Genomic DNA, 25,239 nt, shown 5'->3' with positions numbered 1-25,239 from the left:
CGCTAGCGGTGAAGGACGACACCCCGCAGCATGGACGTGATCTGGGAAACTGGTCCTGTGGAAAAACCCAGCCTGATCGCCTCCGACGTGGACGGCACCCTGTTGACCCCCCTGGAGACGGTGGCGCCGCGCACCGCCGACGTGGTAACGCGCGCCTCGGGCGGCGGTGTCCCCGTGGTGCTCGTCACCGGACGACCGCCTCGCTGGATCCCGCCCGTGGCCGAGGCCACCGGCCTGTCGGGCTACGCGGTGTGCGCCAACGGCGCCGTGCTGTACGACATCGGCGCCGACCGGGTGGTCGACGTACACGGCCTGCTGGACCCGGTCCACCTCATGGACGTCGCCGATGCGCTGAACCACGCGCTGCCGGGATGCCGGCTGGCCGCGGAGCGTGTCGGGGCGAAGGCCGAGGACCCGGACGTGCGCCACTTCGTGATCGAGTCCGAGTACCACAACCCCTGGGGCGACGGCGAGGGCTCCGTGGTGCCCCGCGCGGAGGTGCTCGGCCACGCAGCCGTGAAGCTGCTGGTCAGCCACCGGAAGATGACCTCGGACGAGATGGCGGCGGCGGCACACAGCGTGCTGGGCGACAGCGTCCACATCACGTTCTCCTCCGGCGGCGGGCTGATCGAGATCGCCTCGCCCGGCATCACCAAGGCCACCGGCCTCGCCGAGGTGGCCGCCCGGCTGGGCGCCACGTCGGGTGACGTCATCTCCTTCGGCGACATGCCCAACGACCTGCCGATGCTGGAGTGGGCCGGCCACGGTGTCGCCGTCGCCAACGCCCACCCCGTCGTGCTGGACGCCGCCGACGAGGTCACCGCCTCCAACGCCGAACACGGGGTGGCGCAGGTGCTGGAACGCTGGTTCTGACGCGGCGCGCGCGCTACACGCAGGACACGTACGTGAAGTCCGGATGGCTGTCGAGCCGTTCGATCAGATCGTCGGCGGGGACTCGCCGGACGTACACCGAGACCCAGTAGGGCGTTCCGGTGCGGCGGAAGCTCGCCACCTCGTACAACCCGGCGTAGGCGGGGTTGATGCCGCACTGCTGCTCGGTGGTGTAGCCGGACTCCTCCACCGCCACCGACGGTGACCGCTCGTTGACCACGTAGTCGAAGTCCCTCGCCACGTACACGCCCCGGGCCGTGACCGGCAGCGGCTCGCCCTGGCGGGCGATGTGCTCGTCGGTGCGGCCGAACACGTCGACCACCACCACCGACGTACCGGCCTCGTACGCCAGCGCACCGGTGTTGTGCGTGCTGACCACCGTGCCGGGAGGCAGGCTGTCGTCGAGCCACCGCCCGATCTCGGCCAGCTGGGTCGCGGACCGGTCCAGCTCCCGCATGGCGGGCAGCGCGCTCGGGTGGGCGAGTGAGACCGCCAGGGACAGCCCTGCCAGCGCCACCACCACGATCGGAACCGTGCGCCCCCGCACCAGCGGGGTAGCTCCGACCACACCGCCCCCGGCTCGTCCGGCCGACGACGGGCTGGTCGCGACGAACAACCCGTACGCGGCCACGCCCGCGACGGCGAGCAACACCGGTACCGGCGCGAGCAGCCGCCACACCGGCATCCAGCCGCCTCCGGCCGCCACGACGCCCACCACCTGGCTCGCGGCGAGCGCGAGCAGCAGCCAGACGGCGGCACGGGCACGCGCCACGGGCCCCGGCACACGACGCCGGGTGAGCAGCAGCGCCAGCGCCGCCACGGCGAGCGCGACGAACGCCTGGTAGGCGAGGGCGAACTCGGCGACGTAGTCCCATCCGCCCGCGAGCCGCTGCGACCACGGGCCGCTCCAGCGCGAGACCACGACGTTGGGCAGCAGGTACTCGTACACCGTGAGCCGCCAGACCGTCCACGGCCCGAGCAGGACCGCGGCTCCGGCGAGGTACGCCACGACGGCGTGGACGTCCCGGCGGCCGCGCAGGGTGTCCAGAGCGAACCAGACGAGTCCGGCCAGCGCGAGCACGATGCCCTCGGGTCTCGTCATGATCGCCAGCGCCACCACGACACCGGCCACCACGGCACGGCCCGCGACCAGCGCCAGGCACGCCGTGAGCACGAGAAGCACGAACAGCGGCGTCTCGACCCCCGCCATACCGAAGGCGGCCAGCGAGCTGACCGCGGCGGTGAGCACGGCGGCGAGCACACCGAGGCCGGGCAGCGCGGGATCGTCGGACCGGGCGAGTGCGACGATGCGGTTGGTCAGCCGGTAAGCCAGCACGACACTGCCGAGGGTGGCGGCCACGCCGAGGACCACCGCCGCTGCCACGATGACGTCGGGGTCGTCGGCGACGAGGCCGGGCAGCGCGACGAGCAGCATCCACAGGAAGTTCGCGTAGCCCTCGACGTACTCACCGGGGTTGTAGACCGCGCCGAAGCCCTCGGCGAGATGGCGGGAGTAGCGAAAGGTCACGTACGACTCGCCCGCGATGGTCGAGTACAGCACCTGGTGCAGCACGGACAGCAGCAGGGTGAGCCCGAGCGCGCCCAGCCGCCACGACCGGTCGGTGTTGATCCGCTGCCAGTACCCCGCCACGAACGCGGCGAGCACGAGCCACACCCCCACCGTGACCGTTGCCAGCACCCTGCACCCCGCACGCGTCGACCGATCCGCACCCTCCGACGTGAAAGCTACTCGCTCTCGTGGCCGGTGGTCCGATACGACCGCAGCGTTTCGCGTTCCGGGCGAGACTCCGTTCCCCCGCCGCCGCAGGGCGTAGGGTCCACCCCGTGCGTCGTGTGCTCGTCGTCGGTGGCGGCATCCTCGGGCTGGCGGTGGCGAGCGAACTCACCGCGCGGGGTCGGCACGTCACCGTCCTGGAGAAGGAGCACCGCTGGGCGGCCCACCAGACGGGGCACAATTCCAACGTCGTCCACGCCGGGCTCTACTACCGCCCCGGCTCGGCCAAGGCGCGGCTGTCGGTGGCCGGGAACCACTCGATCGTGGCATTCGCCCGCGAGCACGGCGTGCCCGTGGACGTGTGCGGCAAGCTCGTCGTGGCCGCGACCGAGCGGGAACGCCCCGCCCTGCACCAGCTGGCCCGGCGTGCGGAGGACAACGGGGTGCCCGCCACGGTGGTCAGCGCCGCCGAGGCCCGCGAGTACGAACCCGAGGTCGCCTGCGTGGCGGCGCTGCGCGTCCACTCCACGGCCGTCATCGACTTCCCGGCGGTGTGCCGGGCGCTGGTGGACTCACTGTCGGACGCGGGAGCCGACCTGCGGCTCGGCACGCCGGCGCTCGGCATCCGCGCCGGGCGACACGGCGGTGTCGAGGTCGCGACGCCGCAGGGCGTCCTGCGGGCCGACGCGCTGGTCAACTGCGCCGGACTGCACGCGGACCGGGTGGCCCGGCTCGCCGGGATCACCCCGTCCGCGCGGATCGTGCCCTTCCGTGGCGAGTACCACACGCTGCGGCCCGACCGGCGCCATCTCGTGCGCGGGCTCATCTATCCGGTGCCGGACCCCGCGCTGCCGTTTCTCGGAGTCCACCTGACCCGCCTGCTCGACGGCAGCGTCCACGCCGGACCCAACGCCGTGCTCGCGCTGAAACGGGAGGGCTACCGGTGGCGCGACGTCTCGGTCACCGACCTGGCCGAGACCCTGACCTTCCCGGGGACCTGGCGACTCGCCCGCCGCCACGCGGTACCGGCCGGATACTCGGAGGTGGCGCGGTCGCTGTCGGCCCACCGGTTCGCCGCGAGCCTCGCGCGGCTGGTGCCCGCGATCGGCCGAGCCGACCTCGTGCGGGGTCCCGCGGGAGTACGGGCCCAGGCGGTGTGGCCGGACGGCACGCTCGTCGACGACTTCCTCGTCGAGACCGCCCGCGACCAGGTCCACGTTCTCAACGCGCCGTCCCCCGCGGCCACGAGCGCGTTGGAGATCGCCGCCGACGTCGCCGACCGCCTCGGCATCACGCGCTGAACGCCCTCACTCGCCGGGCAGGTTCGCGGTCACGAACGGGATCGCGTCCTCGACCCTGCCGCACACCTCGTCCGGGTCCACGTCGGACTGGGTGACGGTGATGCTCACGTACGAGGTCTCGGTGACGGCGAGGTCCGCTCGGCACAGAGTCGGCAGGTCGGTGCGGTACAACCGCCACTGCCGACCGCCTTCCGACACGGTGGTCGGCTCCGACTGCGGTTCGGGCACGGCCCGCTCGGCCGCCACCCCGACGATCGTGGTGTCGCGCTCGTCGCCGTCGGCGCCGACCCACACGCAACGCGGCGGCAGCGTGGTGTCGCCCTCGCTGAACTCACCCCTGGCACGCCGGTCCAGTTCCTCAGCCTGCTCGGCCTCCAGCAACGAACAGGGGTCGACCGACTCCAGCGGGCTCGGCGGCTCCGGCCTGATCTCGGGTGCGGGCTCGCCGCCGGGCAGGTGGGAGGCCACGAACGGGGCCGCCGCCTCCGCCTGCTCGCACGCGCCCTCGTCCTCGACGAAGTCGCCGCTCACGATGGTCACGAACGACGAGGGGGACAGTTCGGTGGCGAGGTTGCACAGGCCCTCGCCACCGACCGGGTCGAGGTAACGCGCCCACCGCAGACCGCCGATCTCCTTCTCCCACTCGGGCTCGGCACCGGCGAAGTACTCGGCCAGCGCGATGTCCACCGAGAAGTTGACGGTGAGCGGGTCCAGTCCGAGGTCGGGGTTCGCGGGCGTCCAGACGCACAGCGCCGGCATCAGCCGCCCGGGATCGCCCGCGGTGAACTCGCCCTCCGGTGCGAGTTTCAGCGCGCTCGCCTGCTCCGCGGTGAGCAGCGCACACGGCTCGCCCGTGGGACCGGCGGGAGCGCTCGGCCGGGGCTGGGCCGTCGGGACGCCCGCCACCGTCGTGGCGCACCCTGCCGCGAGCAGGGCAGTGGCGAGTACGGCGAGCACCCTGCCGCGCATGGATCTCCCTCCCGCTCAGGCCGACGGCGACAGGACGGAGAGCCCACCGAGGAACGGCCGCAGGGCCTCCGGAACCCGCACGGAGCCGTCGGCCAGCTGGTGGTTCTCCAGGATCGCGACGAGCCAGCGCGTCGTCGCGAGCGTGCCGTTGAGGGTCGCCGTCACCTGCGGCTTGCCGTCGTCGTCGCGGTAACGCACCGCGAGCCTGCGCGCCTGGAAGGTCGTGCAGTTGGAGGTCGAGGTCAGCTCGCGGTAGGCCTGCTGGGTGGGCACCCACGCCTCGCAGTCGTACTTGCGCGCCGCGCTTGTGCCGAGGTCCCCCGCCGCCGTATCGATCACGCGGTACGGCACCTCGATCTTGGCGAGCATCTCCTCCTCCCACGCGAGCAGGTTCGCGTGCTCGGCCTCGGCGTCCTCCGGCCTGCAGAAGACGAACATCTCGACCTTGTCGAACTGGTGGACGCGGATGATGCCGCGCGTGTCCTTGCCGTACGAACCCGCCTCCCGGCGGAAGCAGGACGACCAGCCCGCGTAGCGCCTCGGCCCGCGCGAGAGATCCAGGATCTCGTCGGAGTGGTAGCCAGCGAGCGGCACCTCCGACGTGCCCACCAGGTACAGGTCGTCGTCCGGCAGGTGGTACACCTCCGACGAGTGGGCCCCGAGGAATCCGGTGCCCGCCATGACCTCCGGCCGCACGAGCACGGGCGGCACCATCAACTGGAAGCCCTTGGCCGTGGCCTGCGCCGCCGCCATGTTCAGCAGTGCGAGCTGGAGCTGCGCGCCGATCCCGGTGAGGAAGTAGAACCGGGCGCCCGACACCTTGGCTCCGCGTTCCATGTCGACGGCGCCGAGTGCCTCCCCGAGTTCGAGGTGGTCGCGGGGCGTGAAGTCGAACTCGCGGGGAGTGCCGACGTGTTTGAGCACCGCGAAGTCGTCCTCGCCGCCGGCGGGGACGTCCGGGTGGATCACGTTCGGCACCACGCGGTGCAACTGCTCGAACTCGTCACCGGCGCGGTTCTGCTCGGCCTCGGCGGTCTTGACCTCGGCCGCGAGTTCCTTGCCCCGCGTGAGCAGGGACTCGCGCTCCTCGCCGGATGCCCTGCCGATGCGCTTGCCGAGCTGCTTCTGCTCGGCGCGGAGCCGGTCGGCCGTGGCGATGGCGGACCTGCGTGCGGCATCGAGGGACAGCAACCTGTCCACCACACCGACGTCCTCGCCACGCGCGCGCAGCGAGGCGCGCACGACGTCCGGTTCCTCGCGCAGAGTCCTCAGGTCAATCACGGTTAGCAGGGTAGACCGGCCCACGTCCGGTGGCGCGCACGCGGTCGGCCGACCCCTTGAAGCAACTCATGGGTTGCACTTCGTGGCCACTTGTGCAACTCTATGGTTGCACTCAATCAAGGGAGGCACCATGAATCCGGACCGCATCGAACGTGACGTGCTGATCGACGCCCCCGCCGACCGCGTGTGGGCCACACTCGTCGAGTTCTCCTGGGTCGACGACGGCGGCCGCCGCGGGCTCACTCCGCGGACGGGGGAACGCTTCGTCGCCCACAACGCACAGGAGGGCGACTACCCGATCGTGATCGAGAAGTCCGAACCGCCGCGCTACCTGGCCTACCGGTGGGCCAGCGCCTTCGAGGGCACGGAACCGGCGGAGGGAAACTCCACGCTGGTCGAGTTCACCCTGGCCGAGGAACAGGGCGGCACCCGCCTCACGGTGGTGGAGAGCGGCTTCGCGACCCTGCCGCAGCAGCACCGTGCGCAGGCGCTCGACGAGAACACGGGCGGCTGGGAAGCCCAGCTCGACGCGCTGCGGAAGTCCGTCGCGGCATGAGCCCGGCCGAGGTGGGCAAGGTGGACGCGGTGATCGGCGCGCTGGCCGACCCGACCCGGCGCGCGGTACTGGACGTGCTGTCGGAGCGGGGCTCGGCCAGCGCCTCGACACTGGCCGAGCGGCTTCCCGTCTCGCGGCAGGCCGTGGCCAAGCACCTCGCCGTGCTGGAGGAGGCCGAACTGGTGGCACCGCAGCGCGCGGGCCGTGAGGTGCGCTACACGGTGCGTGCCGAGGCCCTCGACGCGACGGCGCGCTGGATGGCGGGCCTGGCCGCCGACTGGGACCGGCGCCTCGCCGCCGTCAAACGCGCCGCCGAGGACCAGTCCTGACACCGGTCGCTGGGGTGGTCCCGTTCCCGGGCGCGGATCAGCCCAGCGACCGCACGAACCCGGCGACCACGCGCGCGAGTTCCTCGCCACCGTCCTCCTGGAGGAAGTGGCCCGCGTTCTCGATGGTCGGGTGCTCGCGCCCCGCCGCACCCGGCATGGCGCGGCGCAGGATCGGCCCCATCGCCTCCGTGATGGGGTCACCGTCCGAGAACGCGCACAGAAAGGGCAGGTCCGACTCGGTGAGCGTGCGCCACGCCGAGCGGTTGGCCTCGGTCGCCTCGTCGTCCGGGCTGGTCGGGACCAGCGCGGGCATGGCCCTCGGACCCGCCTTGTACATCTCGTTGGGAAACGGCGCGTCGTAGGCCGCGCGCTCCGGTTCGGTCAGGCTGCGGCGGCAGCCCGACTGCACGAACCGGGCGATGTCGAGGACCTGGGCGTTCTCCACGGCGTCGTGGAACGACCACCACGCCTCGGGCATCGACTGGTCACCCGTCGGCAGGCCGGTGTTGGCGGCCACCACCCCGGCGAACCGGTCGAGGTTCTCGGCCGCGAGCCGCAGGCCGAGCAGGCCACCCCAGTCCTGGCCCACGAGCACGACGTCGCGCAGGTCGAGAGCGTCGAAGGCGAAGGTACGCAGCCACTCGACGTGGCGCTCGTAGCTGTGGTCGGCGATCTCGGCCGGCTTGTCGGAACGGCCGAAACCCACGAGGTCGGGCGCGACCGCCCTGATACCAGCGTCGGCCAGTACCGGCAGCATCCTGCGGTAGAGGTACGACCAGGTCGGCTCACCGTGGAGCAGCAGGACCGTGGGCCCGTCCGGTGGACCCGCCTCGACGTAGCCCACTCTGATGATGCCGTCCAGCGGGTGGTCGACATCCGCGTACAACGCGGGGTAGTCGAAGTCGGGTAGGTCGGTGAATCGGTCCTCAGGAGTCCGCAGTAGCCGCACCCGCCTCACGGTAGTCGACATCCGCCGCCCGTTGGACGGCCAGAAACCAAGGCTTTATGTGCGGACGGTGGCGTTTCGCTGACGCAGTGAAGGCCACCCCCGCTGCGCCAGGCGCAGTGAAGGTGGCCTTCGCGGCAGCCTTCGCGGCACGGACGGGACGACTACGAGATCGCCACGGCCACCACGAGACCCAGCGCGACGTGGGCCGCCGCCACGATGAAGCTCGCCGGGGTGTACCGCTCCTGCTCGATGGTGGAGCGCACGTCGATGCGGGTCGCGAACTCCAGCAGCCGCACCGCCAGCACCTGCGCGATGATGCCGATCAGGCCGTACACGAGCGATGTGATGAGCCCCTCGGTCAGGTCGCTGGCCGACGACCAGATGGCCACCACCACGATGAACGCCATCGACACGAGCCCCGACGCCGTGATCACCACCGCGTTGGGCAGACCACGGCGCACCAGCTCGGACAGCCTGCCCGGCGTGGTGAAGTCGATGGCGTAGAAACCCAGCAACATGAGTACCAGGCCGACGATCGCGTAGAGCAAGATCGCCCCGATACCCCGGGCGAGGTCGGTACCGAAGGTGTCGGACAGTGCTACGAGCACGGAGTTCTCCCAGTTCGAGTCAGCAAATCTCGGGCGTGTCCTATCACGACTGCGGGATGCGGTGGGGGACGAACGCGGCACCGTCGTCGGTGACGAGCCCTGACGTCTCCCTGATCCCGAGTCCCGCCGCGTTGTCCCCCACGATCCAGGCACCCAGCGCGGGACGGTAACCGCCGAACTCCGGCAGTGGGTCGAAGGCCTGGTAGACGAACCCCTCCTCGCCGTAGACGCCGCCGGTCTCGGTCTCGTAGCCGGGCGCCACGATGCGCACGTTCGCGCCCTCTCTGCCGAGCTTGGGCTTGCGCACGTACTCCGTCAGCAGACCGGGCTGGTCGTTGAAGGCGGGAAGCAGGTTGGGGTGGCCGGGGTAGTTCTCCCACAGGACGCCGAGAATCGCCTTGTTGGACAGCAGCATCTTCCACAGCGGTTCGACCCACTGGGTCTGCGGCAGCGACGTCACGGCGTGGCGGCCGAACTCCTCGTCGATGACCCACTCCCACGGATACAGCTTCACCACCGTGTTCATGGGTGCCTCTTCGAGGTCGACGAACCGTTCGAGCAGCGGGTCCCAGCCGATCTCCTCGATGGCCAGCCCCACGGTGTCGAGCCCGGCTTCGGCCGCCGTCTCCTGCAGGTAGGTGACCGTCAGGTGGTCCTCGCCGGTCGGATCGGCGCCGGACCAGCTGAAATGGACCTCCTTGGACGGCAGCGACGCGCCCACGGCACGCCAGCGGTCCACGAGCTGTTCGTGCAGCGAGTTCCACTGGTCGTCGTCGGGATGGACGTCGGTCTTCCAGTACCACTGGATGAGAGCCGCCTCCAGCAGCGAGGTCGGCGTGTCGGCGTTGTACTCCAGCAGCTTGGCGGGGCTGCCGCCGTCGTAGCGGAGGTCGAACCGGCCGTAGAGATGCGGGTCACCGCGCCGCCACGACTCCGCGATGTGCGGCCACACCCACTCGGGCAGGCCGAACTCGGCGTAGCGCTCGGTGGTGACCACGTGGTCGACCGCGTCGAGGCACATCGAGTGCAGCAACTCGACGTCGGCCTCGACCGACAGCACCTCGTCCATCTCCAGCACGTAGTGCACCGACTCGTCCCAGTACGGCCGTGCCTGACCCGTCGCGTACCGCGCGGGGGTGCCGAACACCAGCCCCTGCTCGGCGACGATCTTCTCCCAGCCGGGGCGGGGTGTTCCCGTCTCCCTGCGCACCTACGACCCTCCACCCTTGCCGAAGCTGCCGCCGCTGATGCCGAAGCCGCCGCGCTGGACGGTGGAACCGGACTTGGTGTTGATGGTCGCGTTCGAGGGCCTTGAGAAGCTGCCGCCCTGCACACGCTGGCCCTCGGTGCCGCTGCCGCCGTAGTTGTAGCGGTACTGCTGCGGGCTTCCGCCGCCCGGCGAGGGCAGGAAGATCCAGCCGCCGCTGTGGTAGCCGTGGTGCGAGCTGACGTAGTCGTCGTCGCAGTAGTCGTCGTCGACGATGGTGCCGTCGGCGGTGGTGCAGACGGCGGTGACCTCCTCGGGCGCGGCCACGACGTACCAGGCCGCGACCAGTCCCACGAGCCCGACCGTCACACCGCCGCCCGCCAGCAGCTTGCGCCGCGAGCGCGCCTTGCTCTCGGCCTCCTCGCGCGCCTGCCGTTTCTCCTCGGCAGTGCGCCTGCGCTCGTCGACGGCTTTCGCGCGCGCCCGTTTCTCCGCCAGGGTCGGCTCCCGAGGCGTCGCCGTCTCGGGATCCTGGAAGCGCATCGAGCCGCGCGCAGGCCGATCCTCGTCGTTTTCCTCGTTACCCGTCATCGACACTCCCAGACCGCGAGTCTTGCGGTACGTCACCTTAGCCACTCGTTCCCGGCCGCATGGCGAAACAGGCATGATGGAGCCGATGTCCGACCAGCCCGCCCGCAAGCCGACCGACCCGGCGCTGCGTACCCGTGTGTTGATGGGTGGCGCCTTTCTCGGTGCTCTCGTCGCGATGACACTGAGCTGGCTGCTTGCGTGGGTGCCGGAAAGTCCGCAGGTGGTGGCGCAGCGCGAGGCCGAGCAGAAAGAGGAACAGATCGCGCAGGCGAGGCAGGAGGCGTTCCGCTCGCCTCCCGGAAGTTGCCTGAACTGGACGAATCCGGACGCCAGCGACGTGAAACGGGTCTCCTGTGACGACGAACACCTCTTCGAGGTCGTCGGGCTGGCCGACCTGTCGTCGGAGTACGGCCCCAAGGCACGCCTTCCCGACGAGCAGACGTGGCGGGAGCTGACGGAACAGCGCTGCGGTGAGCTGGTCGAGGACTACCTCGACGGCCCGCTGGACCCGGAGGGCAAGTTGTCGATCGGGGTGCTGCGCCCGGACGAGGCACAGTGGTCCGGCGGCGACCGCACGCTGCACTGCGGGCTCCAGTGGGCGGGCCCCGGGGGCGGCCTGCAGGTGCTGTCGGAGCCCGCCGAGGACGTGGACCAGTCCGCCGTGTGGGAGCCAGGCACCTGCCTCGCACTCGTCGACAAGAGCGTCGGCGATCCCACCACCTGTGACTCGGAGCACTCGTACGAGATCGTCGCCCTCGTGGACCTCGCCGACGAGTTCGACGCCCATCCCTCCGAGGACGACCAGATGGCGTGGCTCGACCCGACGTGCGCGGAAGAGGTGGAGGAGTACACGGGCGGCAGGGACGTCAAGGATCTGGCCGGTGACGGCCTGATCGTGAGCTGGGACATCCGCTCGGAGGAGAGCTGGGAGGCCGGTTCCACGCTGGTGAACTGCAAGGTCGGTGCCGTACTGGAGGACGACAGCGGGCTGGCACCGGTGCGGGGCAGCGTGCAGGAGGGCGCCGACGACGCCGACGGCGAGCAGCAGGACGGCGACGGCGGCGACAGCGGCGGTGACCAGGACGGCGGCGACCAGGGCACCGACGGCAGTGGCGACAGTGGCGACAGCGGCGACAGCGGCGACGGCGGCGACGGTGGCGACGCCGACGGCGGTGACCAGGGCGGCGACGACAGCGACGATTCCGGAGAGGCCGCCGACCCCGGGACGGACGGGTGATCACATGGGCGTGACCATGCCGCGCCAGCGGTTCGAGGAGCTGGTGGCCGACGCGCTCGACCAGCTACCGGAGCAGTTCGCCGGCGCGATGGACAACGTGGTGATCATGGTCGAGGACCGCAACGAGGAGGAGCCCGACCTGCTTGGTCTCTACCACGGTGTGGCCCTGACCGAACGCGGCCACGACTACGGTGGCGTCCTGCCCGACCGGATCTCGATCTACCAGGAGGCCATCCTGGCGATCTGCGACACCGATGACGACGTCGTCGAGGAAGTGCTGATCACCGTGGTACACGAGGTGGCGCACCACTTCGGTATCGACGACGACCGCCTGCACGAACTCGGCTGGGGGTAGCCATGCGCCAGGGTCTCACCGCGACGACGACCGTCGTCGTGTTCCGCCGCGTGCCGGGTTCCGATGGCCGCTGACCGCGACAGACGGCTGACATGGCTGCTCGGCGCCAGCGCTTTCGCCAACCTCGGTGACGGCATCGCGAAGGTGGCCTTTCCGCTCATCGCGGCGAGGCTGACCCAGGACCCCCTGCTCATCGCGGGGCTCTCCGCGGCGCAGTTCGTGCCGTGGTTGTTGTTCGGCCTGCTCGCGGGCGCCATGCTCGACCGGGTCGACCGGCGCAGGGCGATGGTGCTCGCCAACAGCGCGAGAGCCGCCGCCGTGGGTGCGACCGCGCTACTGATCCACTTCGACGCGGCCACCATCTGGGTCGTGTACGTCGCGGCGCTGGTGGTGGGCATCGCCGAGACGGTCGCCGACAGCGCCGCGAACGTGCTGATCCCCTCGGTGGTCGACCGGGGCGGGTTGTCGAGTGCCAACAGCAAGTTGCAGGCCACCGAGATCGTGGGGCAGACGTTCCTCGGTGGCCCGGTCGGCAGCCTGACGTTCGCGCTGTTCGCCGCCTTCCCGTTCCTGCTGAACTCGGCGGCGTTCGCGCTCGGCGCCGCGCTGCTGGCCGCGATGGCGGGTAGCTACCACCCCCGGCGGGGAGGCGGTGCCGAGGAACCAGCGCCGACGAGGACCGCCGTGCGCGCCGACATCGCGGAGGGTCTGCGCTGGCTGCGGGGCAACCGGCTGCTGCTCCGGCTGCTGATCGTCGCGGGGCTGATCAACCTCGTCAGCGAGATGGCCCAGGCACAGCTCGTGCTCTACGCCCTGGACGATCTGCTGCTGAGCGAGGCCGCGTTCGGTCTCTTCGCACTCGTGGGCGGTGCGGGCGGGCTGGCGGGTGCCGCCGTCGCACCCCGGTTGACCGACCGGGTGGGCAGCGCGCCGACCCTCGTGGGCGGTGTGGTGGCAGGCGGGGCGGCCTTCCTCGCGATGGGCATGAGCGACCAGCCCGTGGTGTCCGGACTGCTGTTCGGGGTCTTCGCGGCGGCGATCGTGGCCGTCAACGTCGTCGTCGCGACGGCACGGCACACCCTGGTTCCGGAGGAGTTGCTCGGCAGGGTGCTGGGCGTGTGGCGGACCGTGGTGTGGGGTGCGCTACCGGTCGGCGCGCTGCTCGGCGGCGTGACGACGCGGTGGCTGGGGACCCCGAGCGCGACGTTCGTGCTGTCCGGGGTGGCACTACTGGGCGTCGCGGTACTGGCGGCGGTGACGGTGCGGGGTCACGACCTCACGCCAGCTCACCACTCCTGACCGCGTCCACCCACCGCGAAGCGGCGGCGAAGTCCTCGTCGGTCGCCGCCGCGGCCACCGTGGCGCGGACACCGTCGGCACGCGGGTGGGAACCGAGAAAGCGCACCTCGCAGCGACGCCGCAGCGCGGCGAGCGCGTCGCCCACCCTGGCCTCGGAGAGGTGCCCCTCGAAGTCGAGGAAGAACCGGTAGTAGCCGTAGTTGCCCTTGAGGGGCCGCGCGTCGAGCCGGGTGAGGTTGATGCCACGACTCGCGAGCTCGCCGAGCAGTTCGGCCAGCGCGCCCGTGCGGTTGGCCGCGGCGGCCACGATCGAGGTGCGGTCGGCACCGGTCGGTTCCGGCAGCGGTCCAGGCGGCCCCAGCAGCAGGAAGCGGGTCCGGGCATCGGGTACGTCGGCGACACCGTCGGCGAACACGTGCAGCGGGTAGGTCTCGACGGCCACGGGTGCGGTGACGGCGGCGTCGTAGCGGCCGTCCCGGACCCCCACCGCCGCGGCGGCCGTGGACGACGCCACCACGGGCTCCGCGTCGGGCAGGTTGTGCTCCAGCCAGTGCCGCACCTGCGCGAGCGCATGCGGGTGGCTCGCCACCGTGCGAACGGGGTCGGTGCCCCCTCGGGTGAGCACCGTGAAGTGAACCGGCAGCAACGCCTCCGCCACCGCCACCAGCGGCGTGTCCTCAGCCAGCCCGTCGAGGGTCGCGGTGACCGGACCCTCCACCGAGTTCTCCACGGGCACGCACGCGAGATCCGTCTCACCCTTGCGCACCGCGGTCAGCGCCGCCGGAATGGTCTCGACGGCGACCAGCTCGCGCCCGCGCGCGAGCACGCGGGCGGCCTGCTCCGTGAACGTGCCGGACGGACCGAAGTAGGCGATGCGGGACATGCGTTCCAGGCTACGCCGGGGGCCGGTGAGACGATCCTCACCCGTGGATCGAGCGCGGGCGCCGAAAACCACGGTTACCACGATCGGGGTTTTTTGCCATGCTGGTGTTGTGACCGCCGAATCAGGCACGCACACCGGAAAGGGTTCGCACGGCCCCGGCACAGCGACCTCGCCCGTCGCCCCGGAACTGGTGCTGTGCGCGCTCGACGACTCGCTGGCGCACGCATGGCGGACCGTCTCCGCCGCCGTCGAGGGGACGGTGCGCGTCCACCTCGGCTCGGTACTGGACGTCGGAGCGCAGGCGGTGGTGAGCCCCGCCAACGGGCTCGGCTGGATGCGCGGCGGGATCGACGCCGTCTACGCACAGGCGTTCCCCGACGTGGAGCAGCAGGTCCGCAGCACCATCCTCGCCTACCACGGTGGGGAACTGCCGATCGGTGAGGCCGTCGTCGTCCCCACCGGGGAACTCGCGCCGGAATGGCTGATCAGCGCACCCACCATGCGGCGGCCGGGCGAGCGGCTGCCCGCCGATTCCGTGCATCCCTACCTCGCGGCGAAGGCCGTGTTCCTGCTCTGGCGCGACGGCCAGTTCGAGTACGGCACGCGGTTCCGCGACGTGGTCGAGACCATCGCCATGCCAGGACTCGGCACCGGGACGGGCGGGGTGTCCCCCGCGACCTGCGCGCGGCAGGTCACGGCGGCGTGGGAGGAGATCTTCTTCCCTCGGTGAGGTGACGCGGGAGGTGGAGAACGTCACAGCCCGTTCGGGTCCGCGACCACCTACCGTTGAGTGCGCGTCAAGTGATGTCCGCGCCGGCCCATCGACGGGCGAGGAGTGAGCGAATGCCACGGGTCCGTGAGCGCAGCCCCTATGTCGAATTGCAACGCGATCAGTGGCGGGAGCTGCGCCGGTCGACGCCGTTGCCGCTGACCGCCGCCGAACTGGCCCGCCTGCGCGGCCTCGGGGAGCAGCTCGACCTCACCGAGGTCGCCGAGGTCTACCTGCCGCTGTCCCGGCTGATCAACCTCCAGGTCGCGGCGCGGCAACGGCTGTACGAGGCCACCACCACGTTCCTCGGCGAGGACACGCACGGCACGAAGGTCCCGTTCATCATCGGCATCGCGGGCAGTGTGGCGGTGGGCAAGTCCACCACGGCGCGCATCCTGCGCACACTGCTGGCCCGCTGGCCCGACCACCCCAGGGTGGACCTCGTGACCACCGACGGCTTCCTCCACCCGCGTGCCGAGCTGGTCCGCCGGGGGCTGATGCACCGCAAGGGTTTCCCGGAGAGCTACGACCGCAGGGCGTTGTTGCGGTTCGTCACCGAGGTCAAGTCCGGCGCCGAGGAGGTCAGGGCACCGGTCTACTCCCACCTCGCCTACGACATCCTGCCCGGCGAGGAACAGGTGGTACGCAGGCCCGACATCCTCATCGTGGAGGGGCTCAACGTCCTGCAGCCCGGGCCGAGGCTCACCGTGTCGGACCTGTTCGACTTCTCGCTCTACGTCGACGCGCACACCGCCGACATCGAACGGTGGTACGTCGAGCGGTTCCTGAAACTGCGGCACACCGCCTTCGCCGACCCGGCCTCGCACTTCCACCACTTCGCGAGCCTGCCCGACGACGAGGCCAGGGCCGAGGCACAACACCTGTGGCGGACGATCAACGGGCCGAACCTGGAGGAGAACATCCGCCCCACCCGGCCCCGTGCCACGCTCGTGCTGCGCAAGGACTGCGACCACTCGATCAACCGGGTTCGCCTGCGCAAGCTCTGAGAGCCCCCAACAATCACCCGGTCGGGTCCACGAGTGGAGAACCCCCGAGTAGGCCCCGACCATGACGCCTGTGAGCAAGGGCCCTGTCCACCCGCTTGTCCGCGTCCTCGGTCCACTCAGCCTGACCAGGCGCGGTGCCGACCAGCCGGTCACCGACCGGGCGCTGCGCGCGATCTGTTCGATGCTGGTCGCCCACGCCAACCGCGCCGTGCCGGCGGAGTCCCTGCTCGACGCGGCGTGGGAGCCGCACGACCGGCCCCGGAGCCCGCTCGACGCCCTCGACACCCGCGTCACCCGGCTGCGCACCCTGCTGGCGCCGGAGGCGGACATCAGCTGGTCGACGACCGGGTGCGTACTCGTGATCGACGCCGCGCGCGTGGACGCGGTGTGTTTCGAGCGGATGGTGGAGGCCGCCCGCTGGTGTCCCGCGCGGGAGGCGATCGCGACACTCCGCCGTGCGCTGGCACTGTGGCGCGGCGAGGCACTGCCGGACCTGCGCCGCGACGGAAGGGAACACCCGGAGGCCCTGCGCCTGCGCCAGCTCAGGGCGCGCGCGGTGGAGGACCTCGCCGCGCGGGAGCTGGAGGTGGGCGCGGTCGAGGACGCCGCGGGCCGGTTGCTCGCCCTGCTGTCGGCCGAGCCGCTCCGCGAGCGCGCCTGCGGGTACGCGATGTGGGCACTGCACCGGCTCGACATGACCTCGGACGCGGTGACCTGCTACGACCAGCTCGTCGAACGGCTGGCCGACGATCTCGGCGAGGGGCCGAGCACCGAGCTGCGCGAGACCTACCGGGCCGTCACCGGCACCGAACCCGCGCAGCCGCCGGGCGAGCGTGGCGCCGACGACCTCTTCGTGGGGCGCGGGCACGAGCTGGCGCGACTGTCCACGATGCTCGACCGCGACCGGCTCGTCACCGTGACCGGTCCCCCGGGTAGCGGCAAGAGCCGCCTGGTCGCCGAGGCACTGGCCACAACGGATGTTCCGGCGACGTGGGTGCGGCTGTCCACCTGCGACACGGGGCGGCTGTGCCCTGAGGTGGCCGCCGCGCTGGGAGTCCATCCCTGGCCGGGCATGGGCGAGGGTGGTGGGGACGGCGACGACGGGGCCGCCGCGCTCGCCGAGTACCTGTGCGGACGGCGGCTGCTGCTGGTACTCGACGGAGGCGAGCACCTGCTGTCCCACGTGCGCGCGCTCGTGCGGCGGCTGCGGGGACGGTGCCGCGACGTGACGATCGTCGTCACCGGCCGGGTCCGGCTCGGACTCGCGGGTGAGCGGGTCCTCCCGCTGGGGCCGCTCGCGCGCGACGGCACGCGCGACCCGCTGGTGTCCAGGGCGGGGCGGCTGTTCCTCGACCGCGCCCGCCGGGTCAGCGCGGCGTTCCCGCGCGACGAGGGCGAGGCCGACACCGCCCGTGCCGTGCTGGGTGCTGTGCCGTGCCTGCCGCTGTCGGTGGAACTGCTCGCCGCCCGCGTCGCCGGTGCCGGAGGGGTCACGCCGTCGCCGGCGCGGGCGTGTGCGTCCGATGTGGTCGAATGGGCGTACGACGAACTGCCCGAGGCGGGGCGGGACCTGCTGGGCAGGCTCACGGTGTTCGGCGGCGAGATCGACGTGAGCTCCGCCGCCGCTGTGGCCGACCCCGGCGGCGACGCGGGTGACGCGCTCGCCGAACTGCACCGCGCCGGGCTGCTGACGGCGGTCACCGCGGAGTGCGGAGCGCGGTACCGGCTTCCCGACGCGGTTCACCGGCTCGCCCACCGGCGGCGGGGCCGAACCGAGTCCACGCACAAGGCCCGGCAGCGGCACGCGCTGTGGCTCGTCGAGCAGGTCACCGAGGCCGCGTCGCTGGCGGCCCGAGGCGACGGCCTCGCGGGATTCGCACGGCTGTGCCGGATGGAGGACGACCTTTGTGCGGTGTTGCGCTGGGCCGTGCCCGAGGAACCCGCGCTGGCGGCCGAACTGACCGGGCAGCTCGGCATGCTGACGACCTACCGTCCGAGAGCACGTCTGCTGCCCTGGCAGCTCGACATCGCCAGGGAGGCCGACCCTCGGCTGTCCCGGCACGCGCTGGCCGCCGCCTCGGGAGCGGACGCCGCCGTGTACTGCGGGCTTCCCGAGGAGGGCCTGCGGCTCGCGGCCAGGGCGGCCGAGCTGGCCACCACCCCGCCGCACCGCGCGGCGGCGGTGCGCACCCTGGTCGGCGCCTACTACGACCTCGGTGACGACGACCGCGCCACCGCGGCCTGCCACGAACTGCTCGGGCTGGCCGACGTGCCCGACCTCGGGGTGGCCGACGCCCACGCGTTTCTGTCCCTGCTCGCGACGCGCGGCGGGCGGGCCGGTGACGCACTGGCCTCGGCCGAGGTGGCGGCGCGCCACGCCCGCGCCGCCAGCTCCGCCTGCCGCCTCGCGCTGGCGTCCTACGCCGAAGGGATGGCCAGGGTGCCCGGCGAGCCGGCCGACGCGGCAATCACCCTCGTCCGGGCCCGGCGCGAGGCCAGGGCCGCTCGCGCGGTCTGGATCGCGGCCTCGGCCGGGACCGCGCTGGCCGAGGTGCTGCTGACCCTCGGCCGAGTGCCGGAGGCGGCGAAGCTGCTGCAACTCACGCTGGACGACTGGCATCGCATGCACGCGCCACGACAGCTTCGCGCGTGCGTGGACATCGCACTGCGCTGCCTCGCCTCGGCCGGCGACAGGGCGGGCGCCGACGAACTCGTGCGAACACAGCGTGAGCGCAGCCCCAGCGAGGCCGTCGCCCTCACGCGCACGGCCCGAGCGGTGGCGGCGGCGCTGGCCACCCACTACGGCGCGGCGCGGGAGTAGACGTCGGCCGCCAGGCTCTCCGCCGATCGGCCGATCCGCCTCCTCGGCGGTAACCGGTTGGCCGATACCCCGATTCCGGCCCGTTCGTGACTCTGGAGGCAGGAACAACGCCACCGTCGCGAGAGAAGGGCACACCATGCTTGAGGACATTCTGACCTGGATCGGCGCGGCACTCGGCGTGACGGTGCTGCTCGTGATGGCGTTCGGCGCCGTGGCCCTCGACCTCGTCGACGTCAGGGGCCCGCGCCGGGCCGAAGGCAACGACTCGCCTGCCCGCTGACGCCCCTTGCTCAGGTCGCCGCCGTCCTGGGCAACGCGATCCTGGCCCTGCGCAGCTCGTCGAGCAGTCTCGTCTTGCGCCGGTGCCTGCCCACCAGCTCCGAAAGGTAGGGGGTGAACTCGCGCGGCACTCCGGCGCGCCGGTACAGCATCCGCAGCCTGCGCAACTGACCGGCCGCCCGGTCGTAGAGCTGCGGGTTGCGCGAGTCGATCAGGCGTTCCACGTGCTCGCGGTACAGGGGGATCATGTCGGAGGGCTCGTGCCGGGCCGCGGCCTTCCACGCGTCGTCGCAGCGGTTGTCCCGCAGCAGGGCCTCGACGTCCGAGGTGTCGACGGGCGGCTGTTCGGTGCGTACCCGTTCCAGCGCCTCGACCAGTGGGCCACGCCCGGCACCCGAGCCCGCCTTGCCGTGTCCCAGCGCGTTGGCCGCATGGGCGATGGCCTCCGAATGCCGTCCCGCCGCCCGCAGCACCCGCACGATCCGCAGGCTGACGTCGAGTCGCGGCAACCGTTCGGACAGCAGGGCCACGACGGTGTCGACGTCGCCGGTGGTCTCGGCCAGTTCCAGCCGCAGGCGGCGCGCGGCGTCGGCCCGGTGGCCGCCCTCGTCGACGGGAATCACGGCCACGGCGTCCCGGACGTGCGCGAGGCCCTCCTCCCCCAGCGCGTCGGCGAAATCGGCGAGGCGCACCCCGGGGCCGGAAGGCCCGTCGAGGACGAGCGCGGTGAGCCACTCCGCGAGTTCGCGCGGCGGTGGTGGATGCGCCACACACGCCCGCGCGTACAGCGACACGGCCCGGCCGAACTGCTCGGCCAGCGCGGGCGGCAGCCCACCACCCGATCCGGTGGCCGCCAAGACCCGGTCCACGGCCCGGCGAGCCAGCGGCGCGACGTCGGCGGCGGTGTTCGCGTCGAGCAGCCGTCGCACCGTGTCCAGCACCGAGGAGAGCTGCACGGGGTCGGTCTGGGTCGCCCCGGACCACTCGGCCTCGCCCCGCGGCTCGCTCGGGTCACCGGCCAGTTCCTCCAGCCGCGACCGCAGTCCGGCGTCGTGTTCGGCGTGCTCGGCCAGGAGGTCGGCCAGCGTGTCCGTGTCCAACGTCCGGAGGAACGTCCGCAGGTCCGATCGGGGGGTCACCCCGGTATCGTGCCATCCGCGGGCTCGCGGTTGATCACGGTCACGGTCCAGTCGGTAGCGGATTGTTGCCGTTGCCGGGGAATGAGCACCTCGCCGAGGCGCCGCACCTGGAGCCCGCCCTGAAGTTCCAGCGCCCGCACCGCGCCGAGCGGGGTACCGGTGGGTGCCGACCGCACCGCCCCCAGATCGGCCAGCAGGTACAGGCGGTCGCGAGCCCTGGCGATGCCGGAGATGAAGGAGCGCACCCGGTCGTACCAGCCGTCGCCGGTCAGGTCGAGCACGACCGTCGGCAACTCGTGGCCGGTGACGGTGCCGACCGTGCCGACGTCGACCCCGAGCGTGTCCCGCAGCACGTCGCGCCACCCGGCGATCTGCTCCTCCGACGGCACGAGCACCGCGCCCCCGTCCTCGGCGATCAATCCCACCAGCGCCGCCCGTTCCACGGGTTCGCCGGCCGTGTCCAGCAGCACCACGTCGGTGTGCCTGCCCTCGGCGGCCAGCAGCGCGGTGTAGCCGATGTCGCTCGCGATGGCCTGGATCGCGGGCCCCACCCGGTACTGGCCGGTGAGCACCGCGCAGCCGGGGTGCGCGTGCGCGTCGGAGGGCGTCAGGATGCCGCAGTGGCTGAACGGTGTCGACAGAATCCACTGCCGCACGTCCGCCCGCTGTTCCAGCCACTCCGGCACCACCTGTGGCCACGGCTGCGCGAGGTCACCGAACACGACGGCCGTCTCGCGAGCCCGGCCCACGGCGAACAGCACGTCACACAGGCGGGCCGACCCGGCGTCGTCCACCAGCACCACGTCGAAGTCGCCCTCGGCCGCCGCGAGCCCGTCCATGGTGGTGACCACGACCGCCTCGGAGCGCCACCACCAGGACTCGTCACCGCAGCGCAGCTCGTGCCCACGCTCGCCGATCCACCACAGCCGCTCCTCGAACCGGCCGCGCAGCGCCGCGCGGTGCCTGCCGCGTTCGCGCACCGCCTCCCGGTCGGCGTGCAGGTTCGGCAGGTTCCGGTGCAGGCAGTCGGCGTAGTAGCGGTGGTCCGCGTCGTCGCCGATGCCGGAGGCGTGCAGCCTGCCCAGTTCGCCGCGCACGAGGTCGAGCTGCGCGCGTACCTCCGACTCGGCCCGCTCGGCCTCGTCGGCGCGGGTGCCGGCCTCGTCGACCGCGGCGCGCAGCGCCTTCACGTCGTCGGACACCGTGGTGACCCGGCGACGGCAGTCCTCGATGCGGGCGACGAGCGCGCGCCGCTGCTCCTCGGCCGCGCGCAGCTCCTCCCGGTCGGCCCGGCGGCCCCGGGAAAGCAGGCCGCGGTGCCGCGACCGCTCCCTGATTCCGGCCAGATTCTCCTCCACCGCGGTGAGCTGCTGGGTGAGGACCTTGGCCTCCGCACGGCGGGCGTGCTCCCCCGCCACCCGGTCGTGGGTGCGGGTGGCCAGGCCCAGCGCCTCCCGTGCCTCCGACAGCTCCCGCGCCCGCTGCCAGTGCCGCTCACGCAACCGCGCGAAGTCCGTCTCCAGTGCGGCGGCACGCTGCGCGTTCTCGATGCGGCGGCCCGCCGCCAGAAACGCCTCGTGGTCGTAGTCGCGCAGCTCGTCGTCCATGTCCCGCAGGTGCCGCTCCACCTCGGACAGTTCGGCGAGGTCGGTCTGGAGTGCGAACCGTTCGGGATCGGACACGGCGGTCAGCGAGGCGCGCGTGGCCGCGGCCTCCGAGGTCACGAGCAGGACCCGGCTGCCCCGCCGCGCGAGTTCGGCCGCCGCCTCGGCGGCCACGTGCGACTTGCCGCTGCCCGGCGGTCCCCACACGAGGTGGACCCCCGGCACGAAGCACGTCGCGTACGCGTCCTGCCCCGCCGGGTCGAGCATCCCGTGGGCGAGGCGGTCGGCCAGCGGCGCGGCACCGAGGTCGCGCAGGCCACGCGCGAGCCGCGCGAGCAAATCGGCGTGCGTGCTCTCCCGCGCCCAGACGTGGTCGCATCCGGACGGCACCGGCCCCACGTCGTCCAGCCACAACAGCCCGTGGTGGTACTCCGCGCTCACCGGGACGGCCGCGCTCTGCCGGGGTCCGTCGGGGCCGGAGCACCGCACGTCGAGCAGTGGACGCACCCGGCGCCCGCGCAGGTCGACGAGATGTTCGCCGTCGACGGTCCGCCGCAGCGGACCCAGCATGCTCCACTCACCGCCCTGCCGCGCGTGCTCGAACTCGGCCTCGACCGCGCCGGCGGCCCGCTGACGCCACTCGGACATGCCACCCCTTTCGGTCCAGTCCGAGTAAACCAAGGGTGCGCCTGACCAGCGCTTCGAGTAATCCCTGCGGGTTAACGGCGGCATCCTGGCGCGTGACGGCTCAGCGCGCGGTGCCCCCGTCGTCCACCTCACCGTCCACCAGCACCCGCACCCGTTCCTGGTGGAACGCGACGTGCCCGGCGATGCGCTCGCTCTCCGGCAGGGGTTCGCGGTAACACCACGCGACGTCCGGCACGCGCGTGTCGCCGACCCGCGCCGAGTAGTACTCCGCCTCGCCCTTGTACGGGCAGCGGGTCACGGTGTCGCTCGGTTCCAGCAACTCGTCGCGCACGTCGTCGGCAGGCAGGTAGTAGCGGGGCGGCAGATTGGTCTCGAACAGCAGGCGCGCCCGCCGCGACTCGGCGACGGTCACCCCGTCCACCACCACCTCGACATGGCGGGAGCTGGGCAGGACGTCAAGCCGCACGTAGGGGTCGCGCGGGTGGACGAAGACCTCCTCGTCCTCCTCGAACCAGGCGTCCATCGCGCTCCAGGACAGGCGGACGTGCCCGCGCAGCACCTCGATCGGCGAATCGGGGTACTCGGTGACGGCGTCGGTGGCCTGCCGGTCACCGAGCACGAGGTGGGCGATCCGGCCCTCGCCGCGACTCGGAGAGTGGCGGGAACGACCGGTGGCGACGATCAGCTCCGTGCGCACGTCGTCGGCTGGCAGGTAGTACGTCGGGTAGTACGGCACCTCCCACACCAGCAGCGGCCGGGTCGTGTCGGCCACGACCTCGCCCGCGAAGACGGCACGCACCCGCTTCGAGCCCCGCTCGACGCGGTTCCGGTTCCGGCTCTCGACATCCCCGCGTGTGTCCATGGTCACAGCAACGCCGTCCGGCGGTGCCCCTATTCCCGTCGTCCCCGGCTCGTGGGGCCACGCCTAAGCTCGACCACATGGCCATCGCCGTGCTGCTCGTCGACGACCACGAGGTCGTGCGGCGGGGACTTCGTGACCTGCTGAGCGACGAGCCGGACATCGAGGTCGTGGCCGAGGCGGGCAGCGCGGACGAGGCGCTGGCCGTGGCCCTGCACCTCGAACCCGATGTCGCGGTGGTGGACGTGCGGCTCGGAGAGAACGAGACCGACGGCATCGCGCTCTGCCGCGAGCTGCGCTCCCGCCCCGCCGCCGTCCGCTGCCTGGTGCTCACCGCGTTCGACGACGAGGAGGCCATGCTCGGCGCGATCATGGCGGGAGCCTCCGGTTACCTGCTCAAGCAGGTGCGAGGCCAGGACGTCGTCCACGCCGTGCGCGAGGTGGCGGCGGGTCGCTCCCTGCTGGACCCGTTGACGACCTCGCGCCTGCTCGACCGGATGCGCGGCCCGTCGGCCCCTGACCCGCTGGCCGTCCTCAGCGACCGGGAGCGCAGCGTGCTCGACCTCATCGGGCAGGGTCTGTCCAACCGCGAGATCGCCGAACGGCTGTTCCTGGCCGAGAAGACGGTGAAGAACTACGTCACGTCGCTGCTGGCCAAACTCGGGATGCGGCGCCGGACCCAGGCGGCGGCGTGGGTGGCCAGGCACGGCGAGCACCACGGTGACCGCCGCGGCTGACCGGCACCGCACGCTCGCTACGCGGCGTCGAGGGGCAGGTCGAAGGCCACCATCGTGCCCATGCTCGGCGAGGAGTTGACCGCGAACGTCCCGCCCGCCCCCTCCGCGCGTTCGGCGAGATGCCGCAGGCCACGCCTGGCGACGTCGCGGGGCACACCGCAGCCGTTGTCGCGCACCCGCAGTCGCAGCCTCTCGCCGTCGCGGTGCATCGTGACGCGCACCTCGCTCGCACCGGAGTGACGGACCACATTGGACAGCGCTTCGCGCAGGGCCGCCCTGACGTGGTCGGCGCGTTCGGCCGGAATGTCGGCCAGCTCGCCGGACAGCTCCAGGGTCGGCGGGTAGCCGAGCAGCTCGCCCGCGATGCGCACCTCACCGCGCGCCGACTCCGCCAGGTCGGTCCTGGTGGCAGCGGGCTCGGCGCCGTGCGGTTCGATCTCCGTGGTGCGCAGTTCGCGCACCGTGCCCCTGATCTCCTGAATGGTCGCGTCGAGCTGGTCGATCGCCTCCCCGAGCCGCGCGCCGTCGGCCTGCGCGAAGCGCCACCGCATCCGGCGCCGCACCCGGTCGAGCTGCATCCCCGCCGCGTAGAGGCGTTGCACGATCACGTCGTGCAGCTCGCGCGCGATCCGTTCGCGCTCCTCGTAGAGCGTGACGCGATGCCGGGCGTTGGCGCCCTCCGCGAGCGCCAGGACGACGCCGGCCTGCCCGGCGAACGCGGTGAGCACCTCCACGATCTCCGGTGAGAACGGCTCGGCTCCCCGGTCCCGGTAGACGGTGAGCGCGCCGAGCAGCCGCCCGCCCTGGCCGAAGGACGCGGCGGCGAACGGGCCGTACGCCCGCAGCACGGCGGGCACGAACCGCGACGTGCGGGGGTCGCTGGTGACGTCGTCGGTCACCACCGTCTCGCCCCCGGCCGCCACGCGGCCCGCGGCGGACTCGGCGGGCAGCACCAGCCCGAGCAGGTCGGCCCCGGCGGCACCGGTGGCACCGTGCCCGGCCTCGACGGTGACGCCGCCGTCGTCGGCACCGACCATGACGAGGCCGAGGTCGGCGTCGGCGAGTTCGACGGCGTGGCGCACGACGGTGGCCAGCACGGCGTCCGGATCGACGTCGGACAACGCCGACGCCGTGATCTCCGTGGCCGCGGCGAGCGCCCGCGCGGCGAGGGTGGGTTCCATGAGC

The 25,239-nt window shown here is 72.3% G+C and carries 24 protein-coding genes; 12 read left to right on the top strand and 12 right to left on the bottom strand.

All coding sequences use genetic code 11. From position 1 onward, the window contains the following. The first annotated feature begins 57 nt into the window (after positions 1 to 57). Positions 58 to 873 (top strand): HAD family hydrolase, encoded by an 816-nt coding sequence (locus FFT09_RS08890; RefSeq protein ID WP_138382367.1) that lies wholly within the window; start codon positions 58 to 60, stop codon positions 871 to 873. Between the two features lie 13 nt (positions 874 to 886). On the opposite strand, the gene FFT09_RS08885 is transcribed toward FFT09_RS08890, so the two are convergent. Beyond that, positions 887 to 2,590: a hypothetical protein gene (locus FFT09_RS08885; RefSeq protein WP_244231278.1), complete on the bottom strand. Its 1,704-nt coding sequence runs from the start codon at positions 2,588 to 2,590 to the stop codon at positions 887 to 889. Positions 2,591 to 2,736: 146 nt separating this feature from the next. Between FFT09_RS08885 and lhgO the strand changes: the two genes are divergently transcribed. Then, positions 2,737 to 3,927, top strand: coding sequence for an L-2-hydroxyglutarate oxidase (lhgO, locus tag FFT09_RS08880; protein WP_138382366.1), 1,191 nt, complete (start codon positions 2,737 to 2,739; stop codon positions 3,925 to 3,927). A gap of 6 nt (positions 3,928 to 3,933) precedes the next feature. On the opposite strand, the gene FFT09_RS08875 is transcribed toward lhgO, so the two are convergent. After that, positions 3,934 to 4,896: a DUF3558 family protein gene (locus FFT09_RS08875; RefSeq protein WP_081192944.1), complete on the bottom strand. Its 963-nt coding sequence runs from the start codon at positions 4,894 to 4,896 to the stop codon at positions 3,934 to 3,936. 15 nt (positions 4,897 to 4,911) lie between these two features. Further along, positions 4,912 to 6,177 (bottom strand): serine--tRNA ligase, encoded by a 1,266-nt coding sequence (gene serS / locus FFT09_RS08870; protein WP_024876604.1) that lies wholly within the window; start codon positions 6,175 to 6,177, stop codon positions 4,912 to 4,914. 130 nt (positions 6,178 to 6,307) lie between these two features. On the opposite strand from serS, the gene FFT09_RS08865 reads away from it, so the two are divergent. After that, positions 6,308 to 6,733 (top strand): SRPBCC domain-containing protein, encoded by a 426-nt coding sequence (locus FFT09_RS08865; protein ID WP_024876605.1) that lies wholly within the window; start codon positions 6,308 to 6,310, stop codon positions 6,731 to 6,733. Further along, positions 6,730 to 7,062, top strand: a complete 333-nt coding sequence (locus FFT09_RS08860) for an ArsR/SmtB family transcription factor (protein ID WP_024876606.1) — start codon at positions 6,730 to 6,732, stop codon at positions 7,060 to 7,062. Before FFT09_RS08865 ends, FFT09_RS08860 begins: the two co-directional genes overlap by 4 nt. Positions 7,063 to 7,099: 37 nt before the next feature. Here the strand turns inward: FFT09_RS08860 and FFT09_RS08855 are convergent, their stop codons facing one another. From FFT09_RS08855 to FFT09_RS08840, 4 genes are all read right to left on the bottom strand, one after another. After that, positions 7,100 to 8,011 carry a haloalkane dehalogenase gene (locus FFT09_RS08855; protein WP_138382365.1) on the bottom strand — a complete coding sequence of 304 codons (912 nt, stop codon included), beginning with the start codon at positions 8,009 to 8,011 and terminating at the stop codon, positions 7,100 to 7,102. Positions 8,012 to 8,172: 161 nt separating this feature from the next. Next, positions 8,173 to 8,619 carry a DUF350 domain-containing protein gene (locus tag FFT09_RS08850; protein ID WP_024876608.1) on the bottom strand — a complete coding sequence of 149 codons (447 nt, stop codon included), beginning with the start codon at positions 8,617 to 8,619 and terminating at the stop codon, positions 8,173 to 8,175. A 43-nt stretch (positions 8,620 to 8,662) separates the two neighbouring features. Further along, the gene (locus FFT09_RS08845) at positions 8,663 to 9,829 is read right to left on the bottom strand and encodes a glutathionylspermidine synthase family protein (RefSeq protein ID WP_138382364.1); all 1,167 of its coding nucleotides are present in this window, start codon (positions 9,827 to 9,829) and stop codon (positions 8,663 to 8,665) included. Then, positions 9,830 to 10,417: a hypothetical protein gene (locus FFT09_RS08840; RefSeq protein ID WP_208544385.1), complete on the bottom strand. Its 588-nt coding sequence runs from the start codon at positions 10,415 to 10,417 to the stop codon at positions 9,830 to 9,832. Positions 10,418 to 10,490: 73 nt separating this feature from the next. Here FFT09_RS08840 and FFT09_RS08835 point away from each other — a divergent pair, with 73 nt between their 5' ends. The 3 genes from FFT09_RS08835 to FFT09_RS08825 all read left to right on the top strand — a co-directional run bounded on the left by FFT09_RS08835 (position 10,491) and on the right by FFT09_RS08825 (position 13,308). Next, positions 10,491 to 11,654, top strand: a complete 1,164-nt coding sequence (locus FFT09_RS08835) for a septum formation family protein (RefSeq protein ID WP_138382363.1) — start codon at positions 10,491 to 10,493, stop codon at positions 11,652 to 11,654. A gap of 4 nt (positions 11,655 to 11,658) precedes the next feature. After that, positions 11,659 to 12,009, top strand: coding sequence for a metallopeptidase family protein (locus tag FFT09_RS08830; RefSeq protein ID WP_024876612.1), 351 nt, complete (start codon positions 11,659 to 11,661; stop codon positions 12,007 to 12,009). 63 nt (positions 12,010 to 12,072) lie between these two features. After that, complete coding sequence (locus FFT09_RS08825) at positions 12,073 to 13,308, top strand: MFS transporter (protein ID WP_024876613.1); 1,236 nt, start codon at positions 12,073 to 12,075, stop codon at positions 13,306 to 13,308. Here the strand turns inward: FFT09_RS08825 and pheA are convergent. Then, complete coding sequence (gene pheA, locus FFT09_RS08820; RefSeq protein WP_138382362.1) at positions 13,286 to 14,191, bottom strand: prephenate dehydratase; 906 nt, start codon at positions 14,189 to 14,191, stop codon at positions 13,286 to 13,288. The genes FFT09_RS08825 and pheA overlap by 23 nt on opposite strands. A gap of 109 nt (positions 14,192 to 14,300) precedes the next feature. Here pheA and FFT09_RS08815 point away from each other — a divergent pair, with 109 nt between their 5' ends. The 4 genes from FFT09_RS08815 to FFT09_RS22880 all read left to right on the top strand — a co-directional run bounded on the left by FFT09_RS08815 (position 14,301) and on the right by FFT09_RS22880 (position 19,068). Beyond that, on the top strand, positions 14,301 to 14,921 hold the full coding sequence (locus tag FFT09_RS08815; RefSeq protein WP_138382361.1) for a macro domain-containing protein: 621 nt from the start codon (positions 14,301 to 14,303) through the stop codon (positions 14,919 to 14,921). A 113-nt stretch (positions 14,922 to 15,034) separates the two neighbouring features. Next, a complete protein-coding gene (gene coaA, locus FFT09_RS08810) occupies positions 15,035 to 15,967 on the top strand; it encodes a type I pantothenate kinase (protein WP_081192930.1) in 933 nt (310 codons plus the stop codon). Positions 15,968 to 16,028: 61 nt separating this feature from the next. Further along, positions 16,029 to 18,788 (top strand): AfsR/SARP family transcriptional regulator, encoded by a 2,760-nt coding sequence (locus tag FFT09_RS08805; protein ID WP_138382360.1) that lies wholly within the window; start codon positions 16,029 to 16,031, stop codon positions 18,786 to 18,788. Positions 18,789 to 18,924: 136 nt separating this feature from the next. Beyond that, positions 18,925 to 19,068, top strand: a complete 144-nt coding sequence (locus FFT09_RS22880) for a hypothetical protein (protein ID WP_167305350.1) — start codon at positions 18,925 to 18,927, stop codon at positions 19,066 to 19,068. 10 nt (positions 19,069 to 19,078) lie between these two features. On the opposite strand, the gene FFT09_RS08800 is transcribed toward FFT09_RS22880, so the two are convergent. The 3 genes from FFT09_RS08800 to FFT09_RS08790 form a co-directional block, all read right to left on the bottom strand. Further along, entirely contained in the window at positions 19,079 to 20,206 is a 1,128-nt protein-coding gene (locus FFT09_RS08800; protein WP_081192926.1) for a hypothetical protein, read from the bottom strand. After that, complete coding sequence (locus FFT09_RS08795) at positions 20,203 to 22,458, bottom strand: hypothetical protein (protein ID WP_138382359.1); 2,256 nt, start codon at positions 22,456 to 22,458, stop codon at positions 20,203 to 20,205. The genes FFT09_RS08800 and FFT09_RS08795 overlap by 4 nt, the downstream gene beginning before the upstream one ends. 100 nt (positions 22,459 to 22,558) lie before the next feature. Continuing rightward, a complete protein-coding gene (locus tag FFT09_RS08790; protein ID WP_081193503.1) occupies positions 22,559 to 23,320 on the bottom strand; it encodes a DUF427 domain-containing protein in 762 nt (253 codons plus the stop codon). A 77-nt stretch (positions 23,321 to 23,397) separates the two neighbouring features. Here FFT09_RS08790 and FFT09_RS08785 point away from each other — a divergent pair, with 77 nt between their 5' ends. Beyond that, the gene (locus FFT09_RS08785) at positions 23,398 to 24,054 is read left to right on the top strand and encodes a response regulator (RefSeq protein ID WP_081192922.1); all 657 of its coding nucleotides are present in this window, start codon (positions 23,398 to 23,400) and stop codon (positions 24,052 to 24,054) included. Positions 24,055 to 24,071: 17 nt separating this feature from the next. Here FFT09_RS08785 and FFT09_RS08780 read toward each other — a convergent pair whose 3' ends face one another. Continuing rightward, the gene (locus FFT09_RS08780) at positions 24,072 to 25,235 is read right to left on the bottom strand and encodes a GAF domain-containing sensor histidine kinase (RefSeq protein ID WP_081192920.1); all 1,164 of its coding nucleotides are present in this window, start codon (positions 25,233 to 25,235) and stop codon (positions 24,072 to 24,074) included. Positions 25,236 to 25,239: the final 4 nt, after the last annotated feature.

Source organism: Saccharomonospora piscinae (assembly GCF_005862235.1).
GTDB lineage: Bacteria > Actinomycetota > Actinomycetes > Mycobacteriales > Pseudonocardiaceae > Saccharomonospora > Saccharomonospora piscinae.
Note: the sequence above shows the minus strand (reverse complement) of the source record. Positions and strands in the feature narration are given on the sequence as shown.